Source organism: Streptomyces sp. yr375 (assembly GCF_900110755.1).
Lineage (GTDB): Bacteria > Actinomycetota > Actinomycetes > Streptomycetales > Streptomycetaceae > Streptomyces.
The window spans coordinates 1-16,412 of sequence record NZ_FOFF01000082.1; the positions used below are offsets into that span (position 1 = coordinate 1).

At 73.1% G+C, this 16,412-nt stretch carries 15 protein-coding genes; 5 read left to right on the forward strand and 10 right to left on the reverse strand.

The features are described from left to right. Positions 1–37 precede the first annotated feature (37 nt). Positions 38–1,693 (reverse strand): ribulokinase, encoded by a 1,656-nt coding sequence (araB, locus tag BMZ82_RS38190; protein ID WP_093781991.1) that lies wholly within the window; start codon positions 1,691–1,693, stop codon positions 38–40. Positions 1,694–1,700: 7 nt separating this feature from the next. On the opposite strand from araB, the gene BMZ82_RS42435 reads away from it, so the two are divergent. Then, positions 1,701–1,826, forward strand: a complete 126-nt coding sequence (locus BMZ82_RS42435; RefSeq protein ID WP_256252333.1) for a hypothetical protein — start codon at positions 1,701–1,703, stop codon at positions 1,824–1,826. A 251-nt stretch (positions 1,827–2,077) separates the two neighbouring features. On the opposite strand, the gene BMZ82_RS38195 is transcribed toward BMZ82_RS42435, so the two are convergent. Continuing rightward, complete coding sequence (locus tag BMZ82_RS38195) at positions 2,078–2,719, reverse strand: TetR/AcrR family transcriptional regulator (protein ID WP_093781992.1); 642 nt, start codon at positions 2,717–2,719, stop codon at positions 2,078–2,080. Positions 2,720–2,835: 116 nt separating this feature from the next. Between BMZ82_RS38195 and BMZ82_RS38200 the strand changes: the two genes are divergently transcribed. Next, the gene (locus tag BMZ82_RS38200; protein ID WP_093781993.1) at positions 2,836–3,699 is read left to right on the forward strand and encodes an SDR family NAD(P)-dependent oxidoreductase; all 864 of its coding nucleotides are present in this window, start codon (positions 2,836–2,838) and stop codon (positions 3,697–3,699) included. A 12-nt stretch (positions 3,700–3,711) separates the two neighbouring features. Here the strand turns inward: BMZ82_RS38200 and BMZ82_RS38205 are convergent, their stop codons facing one another. Genes BMZ82_RS38205 through BMZ82_RS38215 form a run of 3 tightly spaced genes read right to left on the reverse strand, consistent with a single transcriptional unit; the run spans position 3,712 to position 6,501 of the window. After that, positions 3,712–4,710, reverse strand: coding sequence for an MBL fold metallo-hydrolase (locus tag BMZ82_RS38205; protein ID WP_093781994.1), 999 nt, complete (start codon positions 4,708–4,710; stop codon positions 3,712–3,714). Positions 4,711–4,757: 47 nt separating this feature from the next. After that, positions 4,758–5,537, reverse strand: coding sequence for an enoyl-CoA hydratase/isomerase family protein (locus tag BMZ82_RS38210; RefSeq protein ID WP_093781995.1), 780 nt, complete (start codon positions 5,535–5,537; stop codon positions 4,758–4,760). Between the two features lie 49 nt (positions 5,538–5,586). Then, positions 5,587–6,501: an NAD(P)-dependent oxidoreductase gene (locus BMZ82_RS38215; protein WP_093781996.1), complete on the reverse strand. Its 915-nt coding sequence runs from the start codon at positions 6,499–6,501 to the stop codon at positions 5,587–5,589. Between the two features lie 110 nt (positions 6,502–6,611). On the opposite strand from BMZ82_RS38215, the gene BMZ82_RS38220 reads away from it, so the two are divergent. Continuing rightward, complete coding sequence (locus BMZ82_RS38220) at positions 6,612–7,208, forward strand: TetR/AcrR family transcriptional regulator (protein WP_093781997.1); 597 nt, start codon at positions 6,612–6,614, stop codon at positions 7,206–7,208. Between the two features lie 9 nt (positions 7,209–7,217). Here the strand turns inward: BMZ82_RS38220 and BMZ82_RS38225 are convergent, their stop codons facing one another. The 3 genes from BMZ82_RS38225 to BMZ82_RS38235 all read right to left on the reverse strand — a co-directional run bounded on the left by BMZ82_RS38225 (position 7,218) and on the right by BMZ82_RS38235 (position 9,628). Continuing rightward, a complete protein-coding gene (locus BMZ82_RS38225) occupies positions 7,218–8,441 on the reverse strand; it encodes a pyridoxal phosphate-dependent aminotransferase (protein WP_093781998.1) in 1,224 nt (407 codons plus the stop codon). Positions 8,442–8,496: 55 nt separating this feature from the next. Then, positions 8,497–8,871 (reverse strand): PaaI family thioesterase, encoded by a 375-nt coding sequence (locus tag BMZ82_RS38230; protein WP_256252336.1) that lies wholly within the window; start codon positions 8,869–8,871, stop codon positions 8,497–8,499. Positions 8,872–9,013: 142 nt separating this feature from the next. Then, entirely contained in the window at positions 9,014–9,628 is a 615-nt protein-coding gene (locus tag BMZ82_RS38235; protein ID WP_093782000.1) for a LysE family translocator, read from the reverse strand. Between the two features lie 115 nt (positions 9,629–9,743). Here BMZ82_RS38235 and BMZ82_RS38240 point away from each other — a divergent pair, with 115 nt between their 5' ends. Next, a complete protein-coding gene (locus BMZ82_RS38240; protein WP_093782001.1) occupies positions 9,744–10,196 on the forward strand; it encodes an Lrp/AsnC family transcriptional regulator in 453 nt (150 codons plus the stop codon). Between the two features lie 151 nt (positions 10,197–10,347). Continuing rightward, positions 10,348–14,079 carry an nSTAND1 domain-containing NTPase gene (locus tag BMZ82_RS38245; protein WP_093782002.1) on the forward strand — a complete coding sequence of 1,244 codons (3,732 nt, stop codon included), beginning with the start codon at positions 10,348–10,350 and terminating at the stop codon, positions 14,077–14,079. A gap of 254 nt (positions 14,080–14,333) precedes the next feature. On the opposite strand, the gene BMZ82_RS38250 is transcribed toward BMZ82_RS38245, so the two are convergent. Next, entirely contained in the window at positions 14,334–15,734 is a 1,401-nt protein-coding gene (locus BMZ82_RS38250) for a sensor histidine kinase (RefSeq protein ID WP_256252335.1), read from the reverse strand. After that, positions 15,728–16,412 (reverse strand): response regulator transcription factor (locus tag BMZ82_RS38255; RefSeq protein WP_218159090.1); only part of this gene is annotated, 685 nt, incomplete at its 5' end. The genes BMZ82_RS38250 and BMZ82_RS38255, both read right to left, overlap by 7 nt.

A 16,412-nucleotide genomic window follows, 5' to 3' on the forward strand; every position in this document is an offset into this window, starting at 1 on the left:
GCGGCGCGAGCCGGGGGTGGGAAGGGGTGGGGGCCGCTCAGGCGGACGCTTCGGCGCGCAGGCGGCGCAGGCGGTGCATGACGTCGTTGGCGCCGCGGCCGAAGTGGTCGTGCAGGAGCCGGTATTCGGCGTAGAGGCGTTCGTAGGCGGCGGCGCGTTCGGGGTCGGGCTGGTAGACGCCGCGCTGGGACGTGCCCATGGCCTGGGCCGCGGCCCGGATGTCGGCGTACGCCCCGGCGGCGACCGCGGCGTGCATCGCGGCGCCCAGTGCCGGGCCCTGGGTGGAGCCGATGACGCCCAGCGGACGGCCGGTGACGTCGGCGTAGATCTGCATGAGCAGGGCGTTCTTGGTCAGGCCGCCCGCGATGATCAGCTCTTGGACCGGCACTCCGGCGGCCTCGAAGGCGTCGATGATGGTGCGGGTGCCGAAGGCGGTGGCCTCCAGGAGCGCGCGGTAGACGTCCTCCGGCCGGGTGGACAGCGTCAGGCCGACCAGCACGCCGCTGAGGTCGTGGTCCACGAGGACGGACCGGTTGCCGCTGTGCCAGTCCAGCGCGACCAGCCCGTGCTCGCCGACCTTCTGTCCGGCCGCGAGGGCGGTGAGGTGTTCGTGCGGGTCACGGCCCAGCGCGGCCGCCTCCTCGGCGTACGAGGCGGGGAACCCGGTGCGGACGAACCAGCCGAAGATGTCGCCGACGCCGCTCTGTCCGGCCTCGTAGCCCCACAGACCGGGCAGGATGCCGCCGTCCACGACGCCGCACATGCCGGGTACCTCGGCCTGCCGGTCGGAGCTCATCACATGGCAGGTCGAGGTGCCCATGATGGCGACCATCTGGCCGGGCTCGACGGCCGCCGCCGCCGGCGCCGTCACATGCGCGTCGACGTTGCCGACGCACACCGTGATGCCCTCCGGCAGCCCCGTCCAGGCCGCCGCCTCGGCCGTCAGCGTCCCCGCCGCGGCGCCCAGCGCACCGATCGGCTGGTCCAGCTTGCCGGTCACGAAGCCGGCGAAGTCCGGGTGCAGGGCCGCGAGATGCTCGGGCGAGGGATACGCGCCGTCCTGGTACTGGCCCTTGTACCCCGCGGTACAGGCGTTGCGGACATACTCCCCGCACAACCGCCACACGATCCAGTCGGCCGCCTCCACCCACCGCTCGATACGAGCGTAGATCTCCGGGTCCTCCTCCAGCACCTGCAGCGCCTTGGCGAACTCCCACTCCGAGGAGATCTTCCCGCCGTAGCGCGCGAGCCACGCCTCGCCCCGCTCCTCGGCGAGGGCGTTGATCCGGTCCGCCTGGTCCTGCGCGGCGTGGTGGCGCCACAGCTTGACGTAGGCGTGCGGACGGCCGGCGAGATCGGGCAGCTCGCACAAAGGCGTGCCGTCCGCGAGCGTCGGCACCATCGTGCACGCGGTGAAGTCCGTCCCGATGCCGATCACCTGCTCGGGCCGCACCCCGGCCCGCGCCAGGGCCTTGGGGACCGCGTGGCGCAGGACGTCGACGTAGTCCGACGGCACCTGCAGCGCCCAGTCCGGCGGCAGGGCCGTACCGTCGGGCAGCGCCCGGTCCAGGACCGCGTGCGGATAGGCGTACTCCGCGACACCCAACTCGGCACCGTCCCGGACGCGGACCACCACGGCCCGCCCGGACAGCGTCCCGAAGTCGACCCCGATGACGCAGGGGGAGAGGCTCATCGGTTCCATGATCAACCAATCGGTGTTCGAGATATCGATCAATGTTCGCAACGTCGCAGGCGAGCTGGCGGCGGGCCGGGTTCTCGGGTTGGCGGCCGCACCGGGCGCGCCTGCGACACCGGTGAGAAAATGATTGCTCACTTTTACTGCGGCTCATCTTGGCCCGTCGGAGTCCCCAGGTAAACCCCGGCGGCGCGTCGGGTGCGAGACATTTGTCCGATGGGGCGGGCGCGTCGCTCCGTCACGCCCTTGAACTGCGTGAATGTGCTGCGCGAAGGGCGACGGCGGTGACACCCGTCACTCGGGGCGTCCGGGCTCGGCGGTGCGGGCGACGGGGTCGGCCGGTTGGGCGCACTGCTCGGATTTGAGGAAGAAATCGTTTTCTCAACCGCCGAGCGTGGGGTGGCCCGGCCTTCCCTCGCGGCACTCCGTCATCGGCGCCGCCGGTGGGAGGGGGCTCGCGCCGACGGGTGACAGGGCGTCCAGCATGAGCGCGACGTAGCGCCGCCAGCCGTCGCTGTCCGGGTCCATGTTCCACAGGACGCTCATCAGCATCCCGATGATCCGCTGCATGTCGTCGGGGACGAGATCGGCGCGGATGGTGCCGGCCCGCTGTCCCCGCTGGACGAGCAGCATCAGGGAGTCGAGGAACGGCGCGGCGGCCCCCGTCGTGAGGGCGCCGGGGTTGTCGGCGGCGGCCAGGGTGTTGCGCTCGCGGGCCACCATGACCAGGGCGGCTTCCAGCAGCGTGACCAGGCCCTGGCGGGCGTCGGCGCCGTCCAGCGCCTGTTCGATCGCGGGGGAGAGCTGCTCGGTGATGCTCTGCTCCAGGGCCGCCCGGACGAGCGCCTCCTTGTTGGGGAAGCGGCGGTAGAGCGTCGCGATGCCGACGCCGGCGCGGCGGGCGATCTCCTCGAGCATCGCGTCGGGGCCGCTCTCGGCGTACACCTCCCGCGCGGCCCGCAGGATCCTCTCGGAGTTTCGCGCGGCATCGGCGCGCAGCCGCCGCGTGGCATCGGGGGACATGACGGGGACCCTACCATCCGATAGTTGACTATCGCTAGACGGTACGGTTCACTCGAACGTAAGCGATAGCCGAATATCGCTTGGGCTTCGTGGGAGTGACGAGAGTGAGGAATCCGATGAGTGGTGGAGTGCGGGATCTACGGGGCAGGACGGTGGTCGTCACCGGTGCCAGTGCCGGGATCGGTGCGGCGGCGGCCCGGCTGTTCGCCGAGCGGGGCGCGTCCGTGGCGGTGGTCGGGCGGTCCCAGGAGAAGACGGCGGCGATCGCGGACCAGGTCGGCGGCAGGATGCACCTCGCGGACTTCGGGGCGCTGGACTCGGTCCGCGCGCTCGCCGATGACCTGCTGGCCACCCACGGACGGATCGACATCCTGGCCAACAACGCGGGCGCCATCTTCGAGGAGCACCGGACCAGCGTCGACGGCCATGAGATGAACCTCCAGGTCAACCACCTGGCGCCGTTCCTCCTCACGAACCTCCTCCTGGACCGCCTCGCCGAGTCGCCGGACGCCCGGGTGATCAACACGGGCAGCCTCCAGTACCGCAAGGCGCGCCTCGACCTGAACGATCTGAACGGCACCGGGGTCGGCTACCACAAGCTGCGCGCCTACGGGGCGTCCAAGATCGCGACGATCCTCTTCACCCGGGAGCTCGCGGACCGTATGCAGGGCACCGGTGTCACCACCTCGGCCTTCCACCCCGGTTCGGTCGCCACCGAGGTCGCCCGGGAGAACGCGATGCAGCGGAAGCTGATGAGCTCCTGGGCGGGCAAGGTGCTGCTCCTGTCCCCCGAGCAGGGCGCCGAACCCCTGCTGCACCTGGCGAGCGTCGACCCGCAGTCGGTGAACGGCGCCTACTTCCACCGGCTCACCCGCGAGGAGCCCAGGAACGAGCAGGCCCGCGACCCGCACCTGGCCAGGCAACTGTGGCAGCGGTCGGCGGAGTTGACCGGCCTGCCGGTCCTGCCCGGGACCCGGTGAAGCCGCCGGGCGTCACGGCCGCTCGGCGGCCTCCGCGGGTGTCGCCGCCGGCCAGGCTCGGGGATACGGCACCCGCAGGGACTCCGGCGTGACCGGCGTGTGGTCGGCGGTCGCGTGCAGCCGCCCCTCGCGCAGGGCGATCGCACCGCTGCCGAGCATGCCGTCCACCAGCTCGGCGGCGAGCGCCTCGGGTGCCTCGCCCAGCAGCCGGGCCGCGTCGGTGAGCCAGGCCCGCGCGTGCAGATAGGGCTCGACCTCGGCGGCGGGAATCCCGCCCCGGATCATCAGGGCGAAGGCGAAGATCCGCCGCGCGCCGTACCAGACCGCACCGGCCGGGTCGTCGACGAGGCGCTGTGCGCGCCGCACCGCGGCGGCGAACGCGGCACCCGGGTCGGCGGGCATCGGCCCGTGCGCGGGCAGCACCGAACGGGGCCGCAGGTCGGCCAGCCGGTGCAGGGAGGCGAGCGCGGTGGCGGCCGCGCCGGGCCCGTCGAGCGCGAGATTCACCCAGCCGACGTCGTAGTCCGACAGGGCGTCGCCGACCACCAGCAGCCGTTCCTCGGGCTGCCACAGCGACAGATGGCCGGTGGTGTGTCCGGGCGTGCTGACGACCGTCCAGTCGGCGTCGCCCAGCCGCAGGACCTGCCCGTCGTGGAGCGGTACGTCGACGGTGTACGGGCCGACCGGCTGGTCGAGGTACTCCGCCACGCAGCACCCCGGATCCCGCCGGGCGACGGCCCCGGCGTCCGGCGCGCTCGCCGCGATGCCCGCGCCCCCGGCCTGGAGCAGCGCATTGCCGCCCACGTGGTCGGAGTGCCAGTGCGTGTTCACGACCAGCGACAGGTCCCCGGCGTGTGCGCGGACCCAGTCGGCCGTCTCCGCCGCGTGACCCACGAACCCGCTGTCGACGAGGGCCGGCCGACGCCCGTGCAGCAGAAGCAGGTTGGCGTCGGGAAAGGGCCTGCGCCGCCAGGTCACCCAGGCCGGCAGCTTCTCGGCTTCACCCGCCATGAACAACCTCCTTGTCGGCGTGGGCGGTTGTGCGACTCACCACTGACTCACCACTGTGCCGGACGCCCCTTGAGCTGCTGCCAGTAGCGCCGATGGGCGTGCCGGGCCTGGTCGCTGGTCATGCCGGCGGGCAGCTCGGCGTCGAGCGGGTCGGCGAGTTCGGCGATGTCGCGCAGGGCGGCGGCCTGGCAGGCGCGCTTGGTGAACGCGTACTGCTCCAGGCAGTCCTCGGGCGTCTGCTCGGCGATGGCGACGGCCCGCTTCAGCAGCTCCCCGGCCGGGGCCAACTCGTGCACCATGCCCAGCGCGTGGGCCTGGTCCGGGGTGAAGATCTCCCCGAGCAGACAGGCGCGGGACGCGACCGGATCGCCCCAGGCGTACGCGAGCATCCGGACGTACACGGCGGGCATCGGGATGCCGATCGGCACCTCGTTGAGCCCGAAGCGGGCCCCGTCGGCCACGGCCACCCGGTGGTCGCAGACGGCGGCGGTGATCAGCCCGCCCGCGAAGGCGTGCCCGTTGACCGCGGCGACCGTGGGGCGCGGGTAGGTGAACAGCCGCATGTTGGTGGCCCGGTAGTCGGCGAACCAGGACGCGACGGCCGCCGGATCGCCGGCGAACAGCGGGAAGTGCTCGCCCAGGTCGAGACCGGCGGAGAAGCGGGCGCCGGTGCCGGTCAGCACGACGGGGGAGTCCGGGTGGTCCCGCTCGAGCCGGTCGAACGCCTCGTGCAGGTCGGCGAAGAAGGCGCGGTTCTGCGCGTTGACCGGGTTGGTCGTCATCGTCACGACGGCGACCCGACCGTGCCGCTCGATGGTCCAGCTCATGCTCGCTCCTTCGGTGGGGTGGATACAAGGAAGGGGTACGGGGGAGGGGTTACGCGGGCGGGGTGGGCACGGACACGGCATTGGGCACGGAAGCGCCGTCGGTGCGGGCCTCCAGTGCGCGCAGTACGGCCACCATGTCCTCGCCGCCGTGGCCCTGCTCGACCGCCTCGCCGTAGAGGGTGTGACAGATGTCCAGGAGCGGTGAGGCCAGGTCGGCCTTGCGGGCGGCTTCGGCGATCAGCCGGTTGTTCTTCAGGACGTCCGCTGCCGCCGCCTGGACGGTGAAGTCGCGGGCCAGCAGCTTCGGGGCCTTCACCCGGGACACGGCGCTGGCCATCGGGCCCGCGTCCAGGACGTCCCGCAGCAGGCGCTGGTCGAGCCCGTGCCGGTCGGCGAAGTGGAACGCCTCGGTCAGACCGGTCACCATCGTGATCAGGAACAGGTTCACCGAGAACTTCATCAGCAGCGCGCCCGGCACCGCACCGCAGCCGAACGTCTCCCGGCACATGGGCGCGAGCAGCGGCCGTACGGCAGCCACCGCGTCCTCGTCGCCCGCCAGCATCCCCACCAACTGCCCCTGCTCGGCGGGGACCCGGGAGCCGGAGACCGGTGCCTCGACATACCTCCCGCCCGCCGCCCGGATGTCGTCTTGCAGGCCGGCCGAGTACTCGGCGGACGTCGTGCCCATGTGGACGACGGTGTGTGCGGCGACGCGCGCGGCGAACTTCGGGGTGCCGCGCCCCAGGACGGTGTCGACGGCGCTCTCGTCGGCCAGCATGAGGATCACGGTGCCGGCCCGCTCGAAGACCTCGGCCGGGTCCGCCGCGACCTGCGCCCCGGCGGTGCGCAGGGGTTCGCAGCGGGCCGGGGTGCGGTTGAAGACGACGAGGGGCGTTCCGGCGCGGGCGAGCCCGAGGGCCATGGGCTGCCCCATCACCCCGAGGCCGATGAAACCGACGTACACGATGCGCTGCCTTTCCGCTGGCTATGACAGCCGTCATCTTAGTGGGCTCTATGACCGCTGTCATAGAGTGGGGGTCCGGAGTACGCGCGGCAGGGTGGTGGAGGTCGAACATGGCGGTGTCCGAGCGGGGGCCGCGTGAGCGGATGGTCTTCAGCGCGGCCCAGCTCATCCGGCGCGACGGGGTCGCCGCGACCGGTATGCGCGAGGTCGCCGCCCACGCCGGAGCGCCGCGCGGTTCGCTCCAGCACTACTTCCCCGGCGGCAAGGAACAGCTCGTCAACGAGGCGGTGGAGTGGGCCGGCCGGTACGCGGGCCACCGCGTCGACCGCTTCCTCGCCGCGCTGCCCGAGCCGACGCCAGGCGGGCTGTTCGCCGCGATGGTGCGGCAGTGGACCGACGAGTACCGGGCCGACGGCTTCGCGGGCGGCTGCCCGGTGGCCGCCGCCACGGTGGACTGCGCGCGGTCCACCGTGGCCACGCGGGAGGCGACGGCGACCGCTTTCGCCACCTGGACCGGACCCGTGGCCCGCGCCCTGACGGACATGGGCGTGCCCGACGAGCGGTCCGCCGCCCTCGCGACGCTCATGATCGCCACCCTGGAGGGCGCGATCCTCATGGCCCGCGCCGAGCAGGACGTCCGCCCCCTGACCACCGTCGCCCGGGAACTCGGCCCCCTGCTCGACGCGGCGGTGAGCAGGGACGCCTGACCGGCCGCCCTACCGGAGCGTGGCCACGAACTTCCCGAGCCGGGCGATCCCCTCACGCAGTTCGTCGCCCGACGCGGCGTACGAGAGCCGGACGTGGGTGTCCGCCGTGTGGACGCCGAAGTCCCGGCCCGGGGTGACGGCCACGTGCGCCTCCTGGAGCGCCCGTGCGCAGAACTCCCACGAGGTGAGCCCGGTGTCGCTGACGTCGAAGTAGATGTAGAACGCCCCGTCGGGCGGCACCGGGACCGGCAGGCCGATCCGGGCCAGACCGTCGAGGACGAGCGCGCGGCGCTCGGCGAGTTCGGTGCGGCGGGCTTCGCCGACCGCGAGGGACTCGGGGGTGAAGCAGGCCAGGGCGGCGTGCTGGGCGGGGGCGGAGGCACAGAGGAAGTAGTTCTGGGCCAGGCGCTCCATCGCCGGTACGAGCGCCTCGGGGACGACGCACCAGCCGAGCCGCCAGCCGGTCATGCCGAAGTACTTGGAGAAACTGTTGATGACGACGGCGTCGGGGTCGAAGGCGAGCGCGCTGCGCGGCGGTCTGCCCTGGTCGTCGTGGTCGCTGAGGTCGAGGTAGATCTCGTCGACGATGCGCCAGGCGCCGCGTTCGCGGGCGAGGTCGCAGATCGCGGCGAGTTCGTCGGTGGGGACCGAGGTGCCGGTCGGGTTCGAGGGGCTCGCGACCATGACGCCGCGCGTCGCCTCGGTCCAGTGCGAGCGCACCAGGGCGGCGTCGAGCTGGAAACGGGTCTCGGGGGTCGTCGGCACGAGTGCGACCTTGGCGCCGAAGCTCTCGACGATCTGCCGGTTGCACGGGTAGGACGGGTCCGCGATGAGCACCTCGTCACCGGGGTCGATGAGGGCGGCGGTGGCCAGCACGAGGGCGGCCGAGGCACCCGCCGTCACGACGATCCGGGCCGGGTCGACCACGACATCGTGCCGGTCCCGGTAGAAGTCCGCGATGGCCTGCCGCAGCGCCGGGAGTCCGAGGGCCGCCGTGTAGGTCATCGGCCGGCCGTCCATGACCTCGCGCATCGCGCTCAGGACGGCCGGGGGCGCGCCGAAGTCCGGCTCGCCGATGCTGAGCTTGACGACATGGTGGCCCTGCGCCTCCAGCGCGGCGGCCTGCTTGCCGAACTCCATGGCGTAGAACGGGGCCACGGCCTGGGCCCGGCGCGAGACCCGTATGCCACTGCTGTCGTTGATGTCGCTGTCGCTCGTGCTGCTGTTGCTCATGCCGCGGCCTCCGGCTCGACGTGTCGCGTTGCTTACTGCTCGGAACTCACTGCGCTCACTGCTCGGATCGCTGCACGCAGATCAGCGTCTGCTGACCGGCCGCCACCAGCGTCCTGCGGTCGCCCTGGACGCCGAAGACCTCCAGCCGGCACACGGTCAGGGTGCGTCCGGACTTCAGGACCGTCCCCACGGCCTCGATGTGGTCGCCGACGGCAGGCGCCAGCAGGTTGATCTTGTACTCCACCGTCAGCACCGAGGCGTCCTCGGGAAACAGCGTGGACGCCGCGTAACCGCCCGCGCTGTCCGCGATGGCGCTGGTCGCCCCCGCGTGGAAGTAGCCGTGCTGCTGCGTCACCTCGGGCCGGCTCGGAAGCACGATGTGCACCCGTCCCGGCGCGATGTGCGCTATCCGCGCACCGAGATGCCCCATCAGACCCTGGCGCTCGAAACTGGCACGCACGCGCGCCTGCACCTCGGGGCTCGCCCGTTCCAGTTCCTTTTCCTGCTCCGCCTGCTGCGGCTGCTGTTCCACGGGCTGGTGTGCCACGGCTCTCCTCATCCGGCTTAGGTCATCAGACGAGGCCCTCCACGAGCAGGAACCCGCCGATGATGATCATCATGGCACCGCTGGTGCGGGTGACGGCGCGGGCCGCCGCGGGACGGGCCGCCAGCACGGTGCGGGCCAGTATCCCCACAGTCAGGTAGACGACGGCACAGCTCACCATGTGCAAGGTGCTGAGCAGACCGGTCTGCGCGGCGACCGGCCAGCTCCCTGAAGGGTCGATGAACTGGGGAAACAAGGAGAAGTACAGCAGGAGCGCCTTGGGGTTGAGACCGCTTATCCCCGCGCCCTTCAGCATGATCTGCCGAGCGGAGGCGGACACGGCCTCCGTCGCCACGCCCGGCGAGATGGGCCGTGCCAGGACGCCCCAGCCGAGCCACACCAGGTACGCCGCCCCGAGCACGGTCAGCGCCGTGAGCACGGTCGTGGAACTGGCCACGATCACCACCAGGCCGGCCACGGCGAGCAGGGTGTAACCGGCGTATCCGGCCACCAGCCCGGCGACCGCGGGCAGCAGCGCCCGCTTCTGGAGTCCCGCCGAGATCGCGTAGGCCCAGTCCGCGCCCGGAGTGAAGACCAACAGGAGGTCCACTGCCAGGAAAGCCGCGATGGTGCCTGTGTCCATGGTGAATCGATCCCTCTTCCGTTCCTCTGTACGAGAGGGAAGGTTAGGTGCTTTTCGGGCGAAGGTGTTTCCAAAGATTCCCCGGTCTCGCGCACTTAAGGGAATAATCTTGCTCATGGGTGACCTGGACCGGAAGATTCTTGCCGAGCTACAGATGGACGGCCGTCTGACGGTGACCGAGCTGGCCGCGCGCGTGAAGCTCAGCGTCTCGCCGTGCCACCGCCGCCTGCGCGACCTCGAACGCACGGGTGCGATCAGCGGCTACCGCGCGGTCGTGGACCCGGCCGCCGTCGGCCTGGACTTCGAGGCCCTGGTGTTCGTCACCCTGCGCTGGGAGGACCAGGAGACGGTCACCGCCTTCGAGCGGGCCGTGGTCGAGGTCCCGTCCGTGGTGCAGGCCCAACGCCTCTTCGGCGAGACCGACTACCTGCTGCGCGTGGTCACCACCGACCTGGCGGCCTTCCAGCAGTTGTACGACGGGAAGTTGGCCGTACTGCCCGGAGTGCAGCGCCTGACGTCCACGCTGGTCATGAAGCACGTCGTCAACAACCGCCCACTGCCCGCGTAGCCCCGCCCCCGACCGCATCCCCGCCGCTGTCATCAAGGCCACATCTCGCCGGAATCGGGTGACGTCCGATCGGCGTGGAACGTATGTTGATCGTCCTTGAATGACGTTTTCATCCGCTGCGCGGAAGTTGTATGGAAGTGGGGTAAGCCTCGTGGGGCGTCCGGAGAGACCGGTGGACCCGGCGGCAGGGCCGGTGCAGCGGCTCGCCCACGAGCTGCGGGAGCTGCGACGGGCCGCCGGGGGGCCGTCGTACCGGACGATGGCGGAGGCCGCCGAGTTCACCGCGGCAACGTTGTCGAAGGCGGCGGGCGGGGAGCGGCTGCCGTCGCTCGCCGTCGTCCAGGCGTATGTGCGGGCGTGCGGCGGCGACCTTGGGGAGTGGGAGTCGCGGTGGAAGCAGGCCGAGTCGGAGGTCGCGGGGGAACCGCGCGACGACGCGGACGCGACGCCGCCGTATCGCGGGCTGGCGCGGTTCGAGCCGAGCGACCGTGACCTGTTCTTCGGGCGGGACCGGCTGGTGCGGGAACTCGGCGAGCTGGTGTGCGGGCGTCGGTTCGCGGTGGTGTTCGGGGCGTCGGGCAGCGGGAAGTCGTCGCTGCTGCGGGCCGGGCTGATCCCCCGGCTGCGGGAGGAGATCGCGAGCCGGGGCCGGCCGGCGGCGCTGCGGGTGTTCACCCCGGGGGCCCGGCCCGCCGAGACGTACGGGCATCTGCTGGACCCCGCGCAGGGCGAGCCGGAGAGCTGGGTGGTGGTCGACCAGTTCGAGGAGGCCTTCACGCTCTGCCGGGACAAGGCGGAGCGCGGCCGGTTCATCGACCTGCTGCTCGCCGCCCGGCACCCGGCCAGCCGGCTGCGGGTGCTCATCGCCGTGCGCGCCGACTTCTACCCGCGGTGCGCCGAGCACCGCGAGCTGGCGCAGGCGCTGTGCGGGGCCGGGCTGCTGGTCGGGCCGATGACCGCGGACGAACTGCGGGACGTGGTGGTCAAGCCCGCGCAGGCGGCCGGGCTCATCGTGGAGCGGGAGCTGACCGCGCGGATCGTCGACGAGGTGCTGGACGAGCCCGGCGGACTGCCGATGCTGTCGCACGCCCTGCTGGAGACCTGGCGGCGGCGTCGCAGCCGCATGCTCACCCTGGCCGCCTACCAGGCGGCCGGCGGGGTGCGGGGCGCGATCGCGGCGACCGCCGAGGAGGCGTACGGGCGGTTGTCCGAGCCGCAGGCGCGCGCCGCCAGGCAACTGCTGCTGCGGATGGTCGAGCCGGGGCAGGGCACCCCCGACACCCGGCGTCCGCTGACCCGGGCCGAACTCGACGAGTGGACGGACCCCTCGGTTCCGGTCGTGGTCGAGGGGCTCACCCGGGCCCGGCTGCTGATCGCCGACGAGCAGGGCGTGCAGCTCGCCCACGAGGCGCTGATCACCTGCTGGCCCCGGCTGCGCGGCTGGATCGAGGAGGACCGCGAACGGCTGCGCCACCACCGGGCCCTGACGGAGGCCGCCCGCGCCTGGCTGGAGCACGACCGTGACCCCGGCGCGCTGTACCGGGGCACCCGGCTGGCCCGCGCCGAGGAACTGTTCCCCGGGCACGCGAGCGACCTCGCGCTGACCGCGGGGGAACGGGCCTTCCTCGTCGCCGCGTTCGAGACCCGGGACGCGGAGTGCCGGGCCGCCACCCGCGCCGTGCGCCGCTCCCGCACCCTGGTCTCCACGCTCTCGGCGGTCCTCGCGGTGGCGCTGGTCGCCGGTCTGGTCGCCTGGCGGCAGCACGCCGACAACGAGCGCCGCCGCACCGACGACGCGGCCCGCACCATCGCCGAGGTGTCCGACGCGCTGCGCACCACCGACCCGCACACCGCCCAACTCCTCGGCGTCGCCGCCTGGCGGGTCTCCGCCCTGCCCGAGACCCGGCGGGCCCTGCTCGGCGCTCTCGCCCAGCCCGAGACGGACACCTTCACCGACCCCGCGCCGGGGGACAGCCCCACCCGTTTCCTCACCGCCTTCGGCCACACCCTGCTCAGCGTCGACGGGCGCACCTGGCGGACCTGGGACGTGGCCGGCCACCGCCGTATCGCCTCGGGCCGGCTCCCGGCCGGTCAGGTGCTCTCCGCCGCCCCGGACGGCGCGGTGCTCGCGGTCGCCGGGAACGACGGCACCGTACGGCTGTGGGACACCTCCGCCGGACGGTGGACCGGCGCGCCCGCGCGGTCGGCCGGGACCGTGAACTTCGGTGCGGGCGACCGCAGTTACGTCGTGGACAGCGTCGACGACGACCAGGTGTGGCTGCGCTCCGTCACGGACGGCCGCTCGCTGCTGGCGACCCGCGCGCCCGCCCCGGCGGACGTCGCCCCGAGCGCGGACGGGCGGCTGGTGGCCGTCTGCCCCGCCGGGAAACCCCCGCAGGTCCGGGACCTCGCCCACCACCGCACGCTGCCCGGCGCCTGGGAGCACGCGGGCGCGCTCTGCCACGACGACGACCGCTCGGCGCTGGTGTTCAGCGCCGGCGGCCGGTTCGCCGCCGTCACCGACACCGGCGTCCACGTCTGGGACGCCACGTCGGGGCGTCAGGTCGCCGACCTCGCCGCCCCCGGCGTGGCGGCCGCCGCCTTCAGCAAGGACGGCGCGTTCCTGGCGACCGCCGACGGCGGCGAGATCAAGGTGTGGCGGCTGTCCGACACCACCGCACCGGTCTTCCGGCACGCCCTGAACAACCAGCGCCTCTACCGGGGCCTCGCCTGGGACCCCGACCGCCCACTGCTGCGCTACCTCGAAGGCGGCACCGTCCACACCCTCGACCTCGGCACGGCCGTCACCGCCGACTGGGCCGACCAGCCCCTCGACACGGTCGTGCTCAGCCCCGACGGCCGCACCCTCGCCACCGCCCAACGCACCGGCGCCACCTACCGGATCCAGCTCCGCGACACCCGCGACGGCAAGGTGACCGGGACCCTGCCGGCTCCGCCGCTGCCCGCCTCGCCCAAGCCCGCCGAGCCGATCACGCCGTCCGACATGCTGGCCCTGCTGGCGTTCAGCCCCGACGGCACCGCCCTCGCCTACGGCGTCTCCGCCCCCGGCTGGGACGACGCCGACCAGCACGTCACCGTCTGGGACCTGGCCCACCACCGCCGGCGGGCCACGCTGGACCTGACGACGCCCTCGGCCGCCGGGGCCGTGGTCACCCTCGCCCTGGGCAGCGGCGGCCGCAGCCTGTACGCCGTCCGCTCGCCCCTCGGCACCCTGCGCGACGAGGTGTGGGACACCGGACGCCACCGCCGCACCGCCGTGTTCCCGGCCGCGACCGGCGGCCACCTGGCCGTCCGCCCCGACGGCCGGCTCCTCGTCGGCGACAACCGCGCCGTCCGCCTGCCCGCCGGCCCGGTCGCCACGCCCGACCTGGTCCAGGGCGAGGGGATCGGCGCCCTCGCCTTCGCCCCCGACGGCTCCCGGCTCGCGGCGGGCGACGCGACCGGCCGGGTCACCCTGTGGGACACCGACGTCCACCGCCGCGCCGGAGTCCTGCGCAACGTCTTCCCCGCCCCGCTGGGCGACGACCCCGAAGCGGTCAGCGCCCTCGCCCTCAGCCCCGACGGCCGCACTCTCGCCGTCGGCGGCGACGCCGGCACCCTCCAGCTCTGGGACACCGCCACCCGCCAGCCCCTCGGCGGCCCGCTCACCACCCCCGGCGAGCCCGTCACCGCCCTCGCCTTCAGCGCCGACAGCACCACCCTGTACACGGCCGGCACCCACGTCCCCCTCCAGCGCTACACCATCGACCCCACCCAGGCCGTCACCCACATCTGCACCCGCACCGGCGACACGAACCTGACCCGCGCACAGTGGCAGGCGTACGTCCCCGACGTCCCGTACCGCAGGGTGTGCGGCGGCTGAGGCCCTCACCTCGACGTCACCCACGGCCACCTCTTCTACGACGGCACCCGCACCGAGGCGTCCTACTGCGCGGGTGGCTGGAGCCGGTGTGGAGCGACGCGCACTGGACGGTGTACCGGGTGCGGGGTGCGGGGTGCGGGGTGCGGGGTGCCGGGTGCGGGGCGTGGTGCCGCTGGTGTCGCCCCCGACTGCGTGGTCCGCGCCTCGGTCGCCGAGCTGGACGGGCGGATGCCCGGGCCCGGCTCGGGGTGCGTTCACCGGGTGGGCAGGGTCACCTCGATCAGGGTTCCGCCGTCGGGGGGGCTTTGTACGTGGACGGTGCCGCCGTGGAGGTCGGCGATGGCCGCGACGATGGAGAGGCCCAGGCCGCTGCCGCCGCGGGCTCGGCTTCTGCTCTTGTCGGCGCGGTAGAAGCGGTCGAAGACGTGGGGGAGGGCGTCGGCCGGGATGCCGGGGCCCTCGTCGCGGACCTGGAGGACGGCCTGGTCCGCCACCACCGTCAGGCCGACCGCGCAGGCCGCCTCCGGCGGTGTGTGCATCCGGACGTTGGCCAGCAAGTTGGCGACGACGCCCCGTAGTTGGGCCTCGTCCCCCCATACCGTCACGTCCGGGGCCACGGTGACCGTCCAGGGGCGGGTCGGTTCCACGGCGGCGGCGTCGCGGCAGGAGTCGGTGACCACCCGGCTGAGGTCGACGGGTTCGAGGTCGTCCGGGTCGTCCTCGTCGAAGCGGGCCAGCATGAGCAGCGATTCCACCAGGCGCGTCATCCGGTGCACCTCGGCCAGCATGCGTTCCACGGCTTCGTCGACCGCCCGGGTGTCGGGCAGCGCCCCGCGCTGGTACAGCTCGCCGTAGCCGCGGATCGACTGCAAGGGGGTGCGCAGTTCGTGCGAGGCGTCCGCGACGAACTGACGCAGCCGCTCCTCCGAGGTGTCGCGGGCCGCGAGAGCGGCGTGGATCTGGTCCAGCATCCGGTTGAGGGCGTCGGCGAGCCGCCCCACCTCGGTCTTCGGCGCGACGCGGGCGTCCACCAGACGCGGCGCGAAGTCCCCGGCGGCGACCCGGTCCGCCGTGCGCGCGGCATCCTCCAACGGCCGCAGCGAACGCCGTACGGCCAGGACGCCCAGCACACCGAGGACGACGTCGGCGAGCAACTGGACGGCCACGACGACCTGGACCGCCCGGCGGACGGCGGCCTCGGTCGAGGCGGTGTCGACGGCGGCCACGGCCGTCCGCCCGTCGGCGAGCCGCGCCGTGACCAGCCGGTACTGGGCGTGCGCCGCCGCCGCGTCGCCCGGCACGGTCACGGGCGTGCCGGCGGGCGGCGGCGGGTCCGGATAGCGCGGGCCCGGGCCACGCGGGCGCTGATCACCGCTGAGCAGCGCGATGTACAGATCGCCGCCGAACTTGGCCCACCCGTACCCGGCGGCCCGGCTGCCCGCGATCTCCAGGCCGACGGAGTCCCCGGCGGCCATGCCGGCGGTCGTCGCGGTCAGCCGGTGGTCGAGTTCCTCGTACAGCGCAGAGCGCAGGAAGGTGAACACCACGATGCTGGTCACCGTCAGCACGGCGTTGAACAAGGCGATGAGCAGGATGCTGATCCGGGTGCGCAGCGGGCGGTTGCGCCACCAGGTTCGCCACCAGGACCTCAGCACTCCGTGGTCCTGAGGCTGTAGCCGACGCCGCGATGGGTGTGGATCAGCCGCTCCCCGTGGCCGTCGACCTTGCGCCGCAGATAGCTGATGTAGGTGGCCACCACGGTGTCGTCGCCGTTGAAGTCGTACGACCACACGTGCTCCAGGAGCCGGGCCCGGGTGATCACCTTGCCCTGGTGCAGCATCAGGTAGCGCAGCAGCCGGAACTCGGTGGGGGAGAGGTCGATGAGGGCGCCGGCCCGGCGCACCTCGTGGGTCAGGGTGTTGAGGATGAGGTCGGCGACGCCGAGCGTCGGGTCGCTGGGGCGGTGCGCGCGGGTGCGGCGCAGGACGGCGCCGATGCGGGCGGCGACCTCGTCGAGGCCGAAGGGCTTGGTGATGTAGTCGTCACCGCCCGCGGTGAGCCCCCGTACGAGGTCCTTGCGGGTGTCGCGGGCGGTGAGGAAGACAACGGCGACCGGCAGGCCGTCGGCGCGGAGCCGGTTGAGGACCTCGAAGCCGTCGCTGTCCGGCAGCATGATGTCGAGCAGGACCAGTTCGGGCAGGAACTCCCGGGCCTCGGTCAGCGCCTCGCGGCCGGTGGCGGCGGTGCGCACCTCGTACCCGACGAACCGCAGGAACCGGGTGACGGTGTCCACGATCGCCGGTTCGTCGTCGACCACCAGCAGCCGCCCCCGC

Excerpts from the sequence above, each read along its gene's own strand:
- BMZ82_RS38240 (WP_093782001.1), top strand. The coding sequence starts at position 9,744 with ATGGGTGACCTGGACCGGAAGATTCTTGCCGAGCTACAGATGGACGGC.
- BMZ82_RS38210 (WP_093781995.1), bottom strand. The coding sequence starts at position 5,537 with ATGAGCTGGACCATCGAGCGGCACGGTCGGGTCGCCGTCGTGACGATG.
- BMZ82_RS38220 (WP_093781997.1), top strand. The coding sequence starts at position 6,612 with ATGGCGGTGTCCGAGCGGGGGCCGCGTGAGCGGATGGTCTTCAGCGCG.
- BMZ82_RS38195 (WP_093781992.1), bottom strand. The coding sequence starts at position 2,719 with ATGTCCCCCGATGCCACGCGGCGGCTGCGCGCCGATGCCGCGCGAAAC.
- BMZ82_RS38205 (WP_093781994.1), bottom strand. The coding sequence starts at position 4,710 with ATGGCGGGTGAAGCCGAGAAGCTGCCGGCCTGGGTGACCTGGCGGCGC.
- BMZ82_RS38225 (WP_093781998.1), bottom strand. The coding sequence starts at position 8,441 with ATGAGCAACAGCAGCACGAGCGACAGCGACATCAACGACAGCAGTGGC.
- BMZ82_RS38200 (WP_093781993.1), top strand. The coding sequence starts at position 2,836 with ATGAGTGGTGGAGTGCGGGATCTACGGGGCAGGACGGTGGTCGTCACC.
- BMZ82_RS38230 (WP_256252336.1), bottom strand. The coding sequence starts at position 8,871 with ATGGGGCATCTCGGTGCGCGGATAGCGCACATCGCGCCGGGACGGGTG.
- BMZ82_RS38235 (WP_093782000.1), bottom strand. The coding sequence starts at position 9,628 with ATGGACACAGGCACCATCGCGGCTTTCCTGGCAGTGGACCTCCTGTTG.
- araB (WP_093781991.1), bottom strand. The coding sequence starts at position 1,693 with ATGAGCCTCTCCCCCTGCGTCATCGGGGTCGACTTCGGGACGCTGTCC.
- BMZ82_RS42435 (WP_256252333.1), top strand. The coding sequence starts at position 1,701 with ATGATCAACCAATCGGTGTTCGAGATATCGATCAATGTTCGCAACGTC.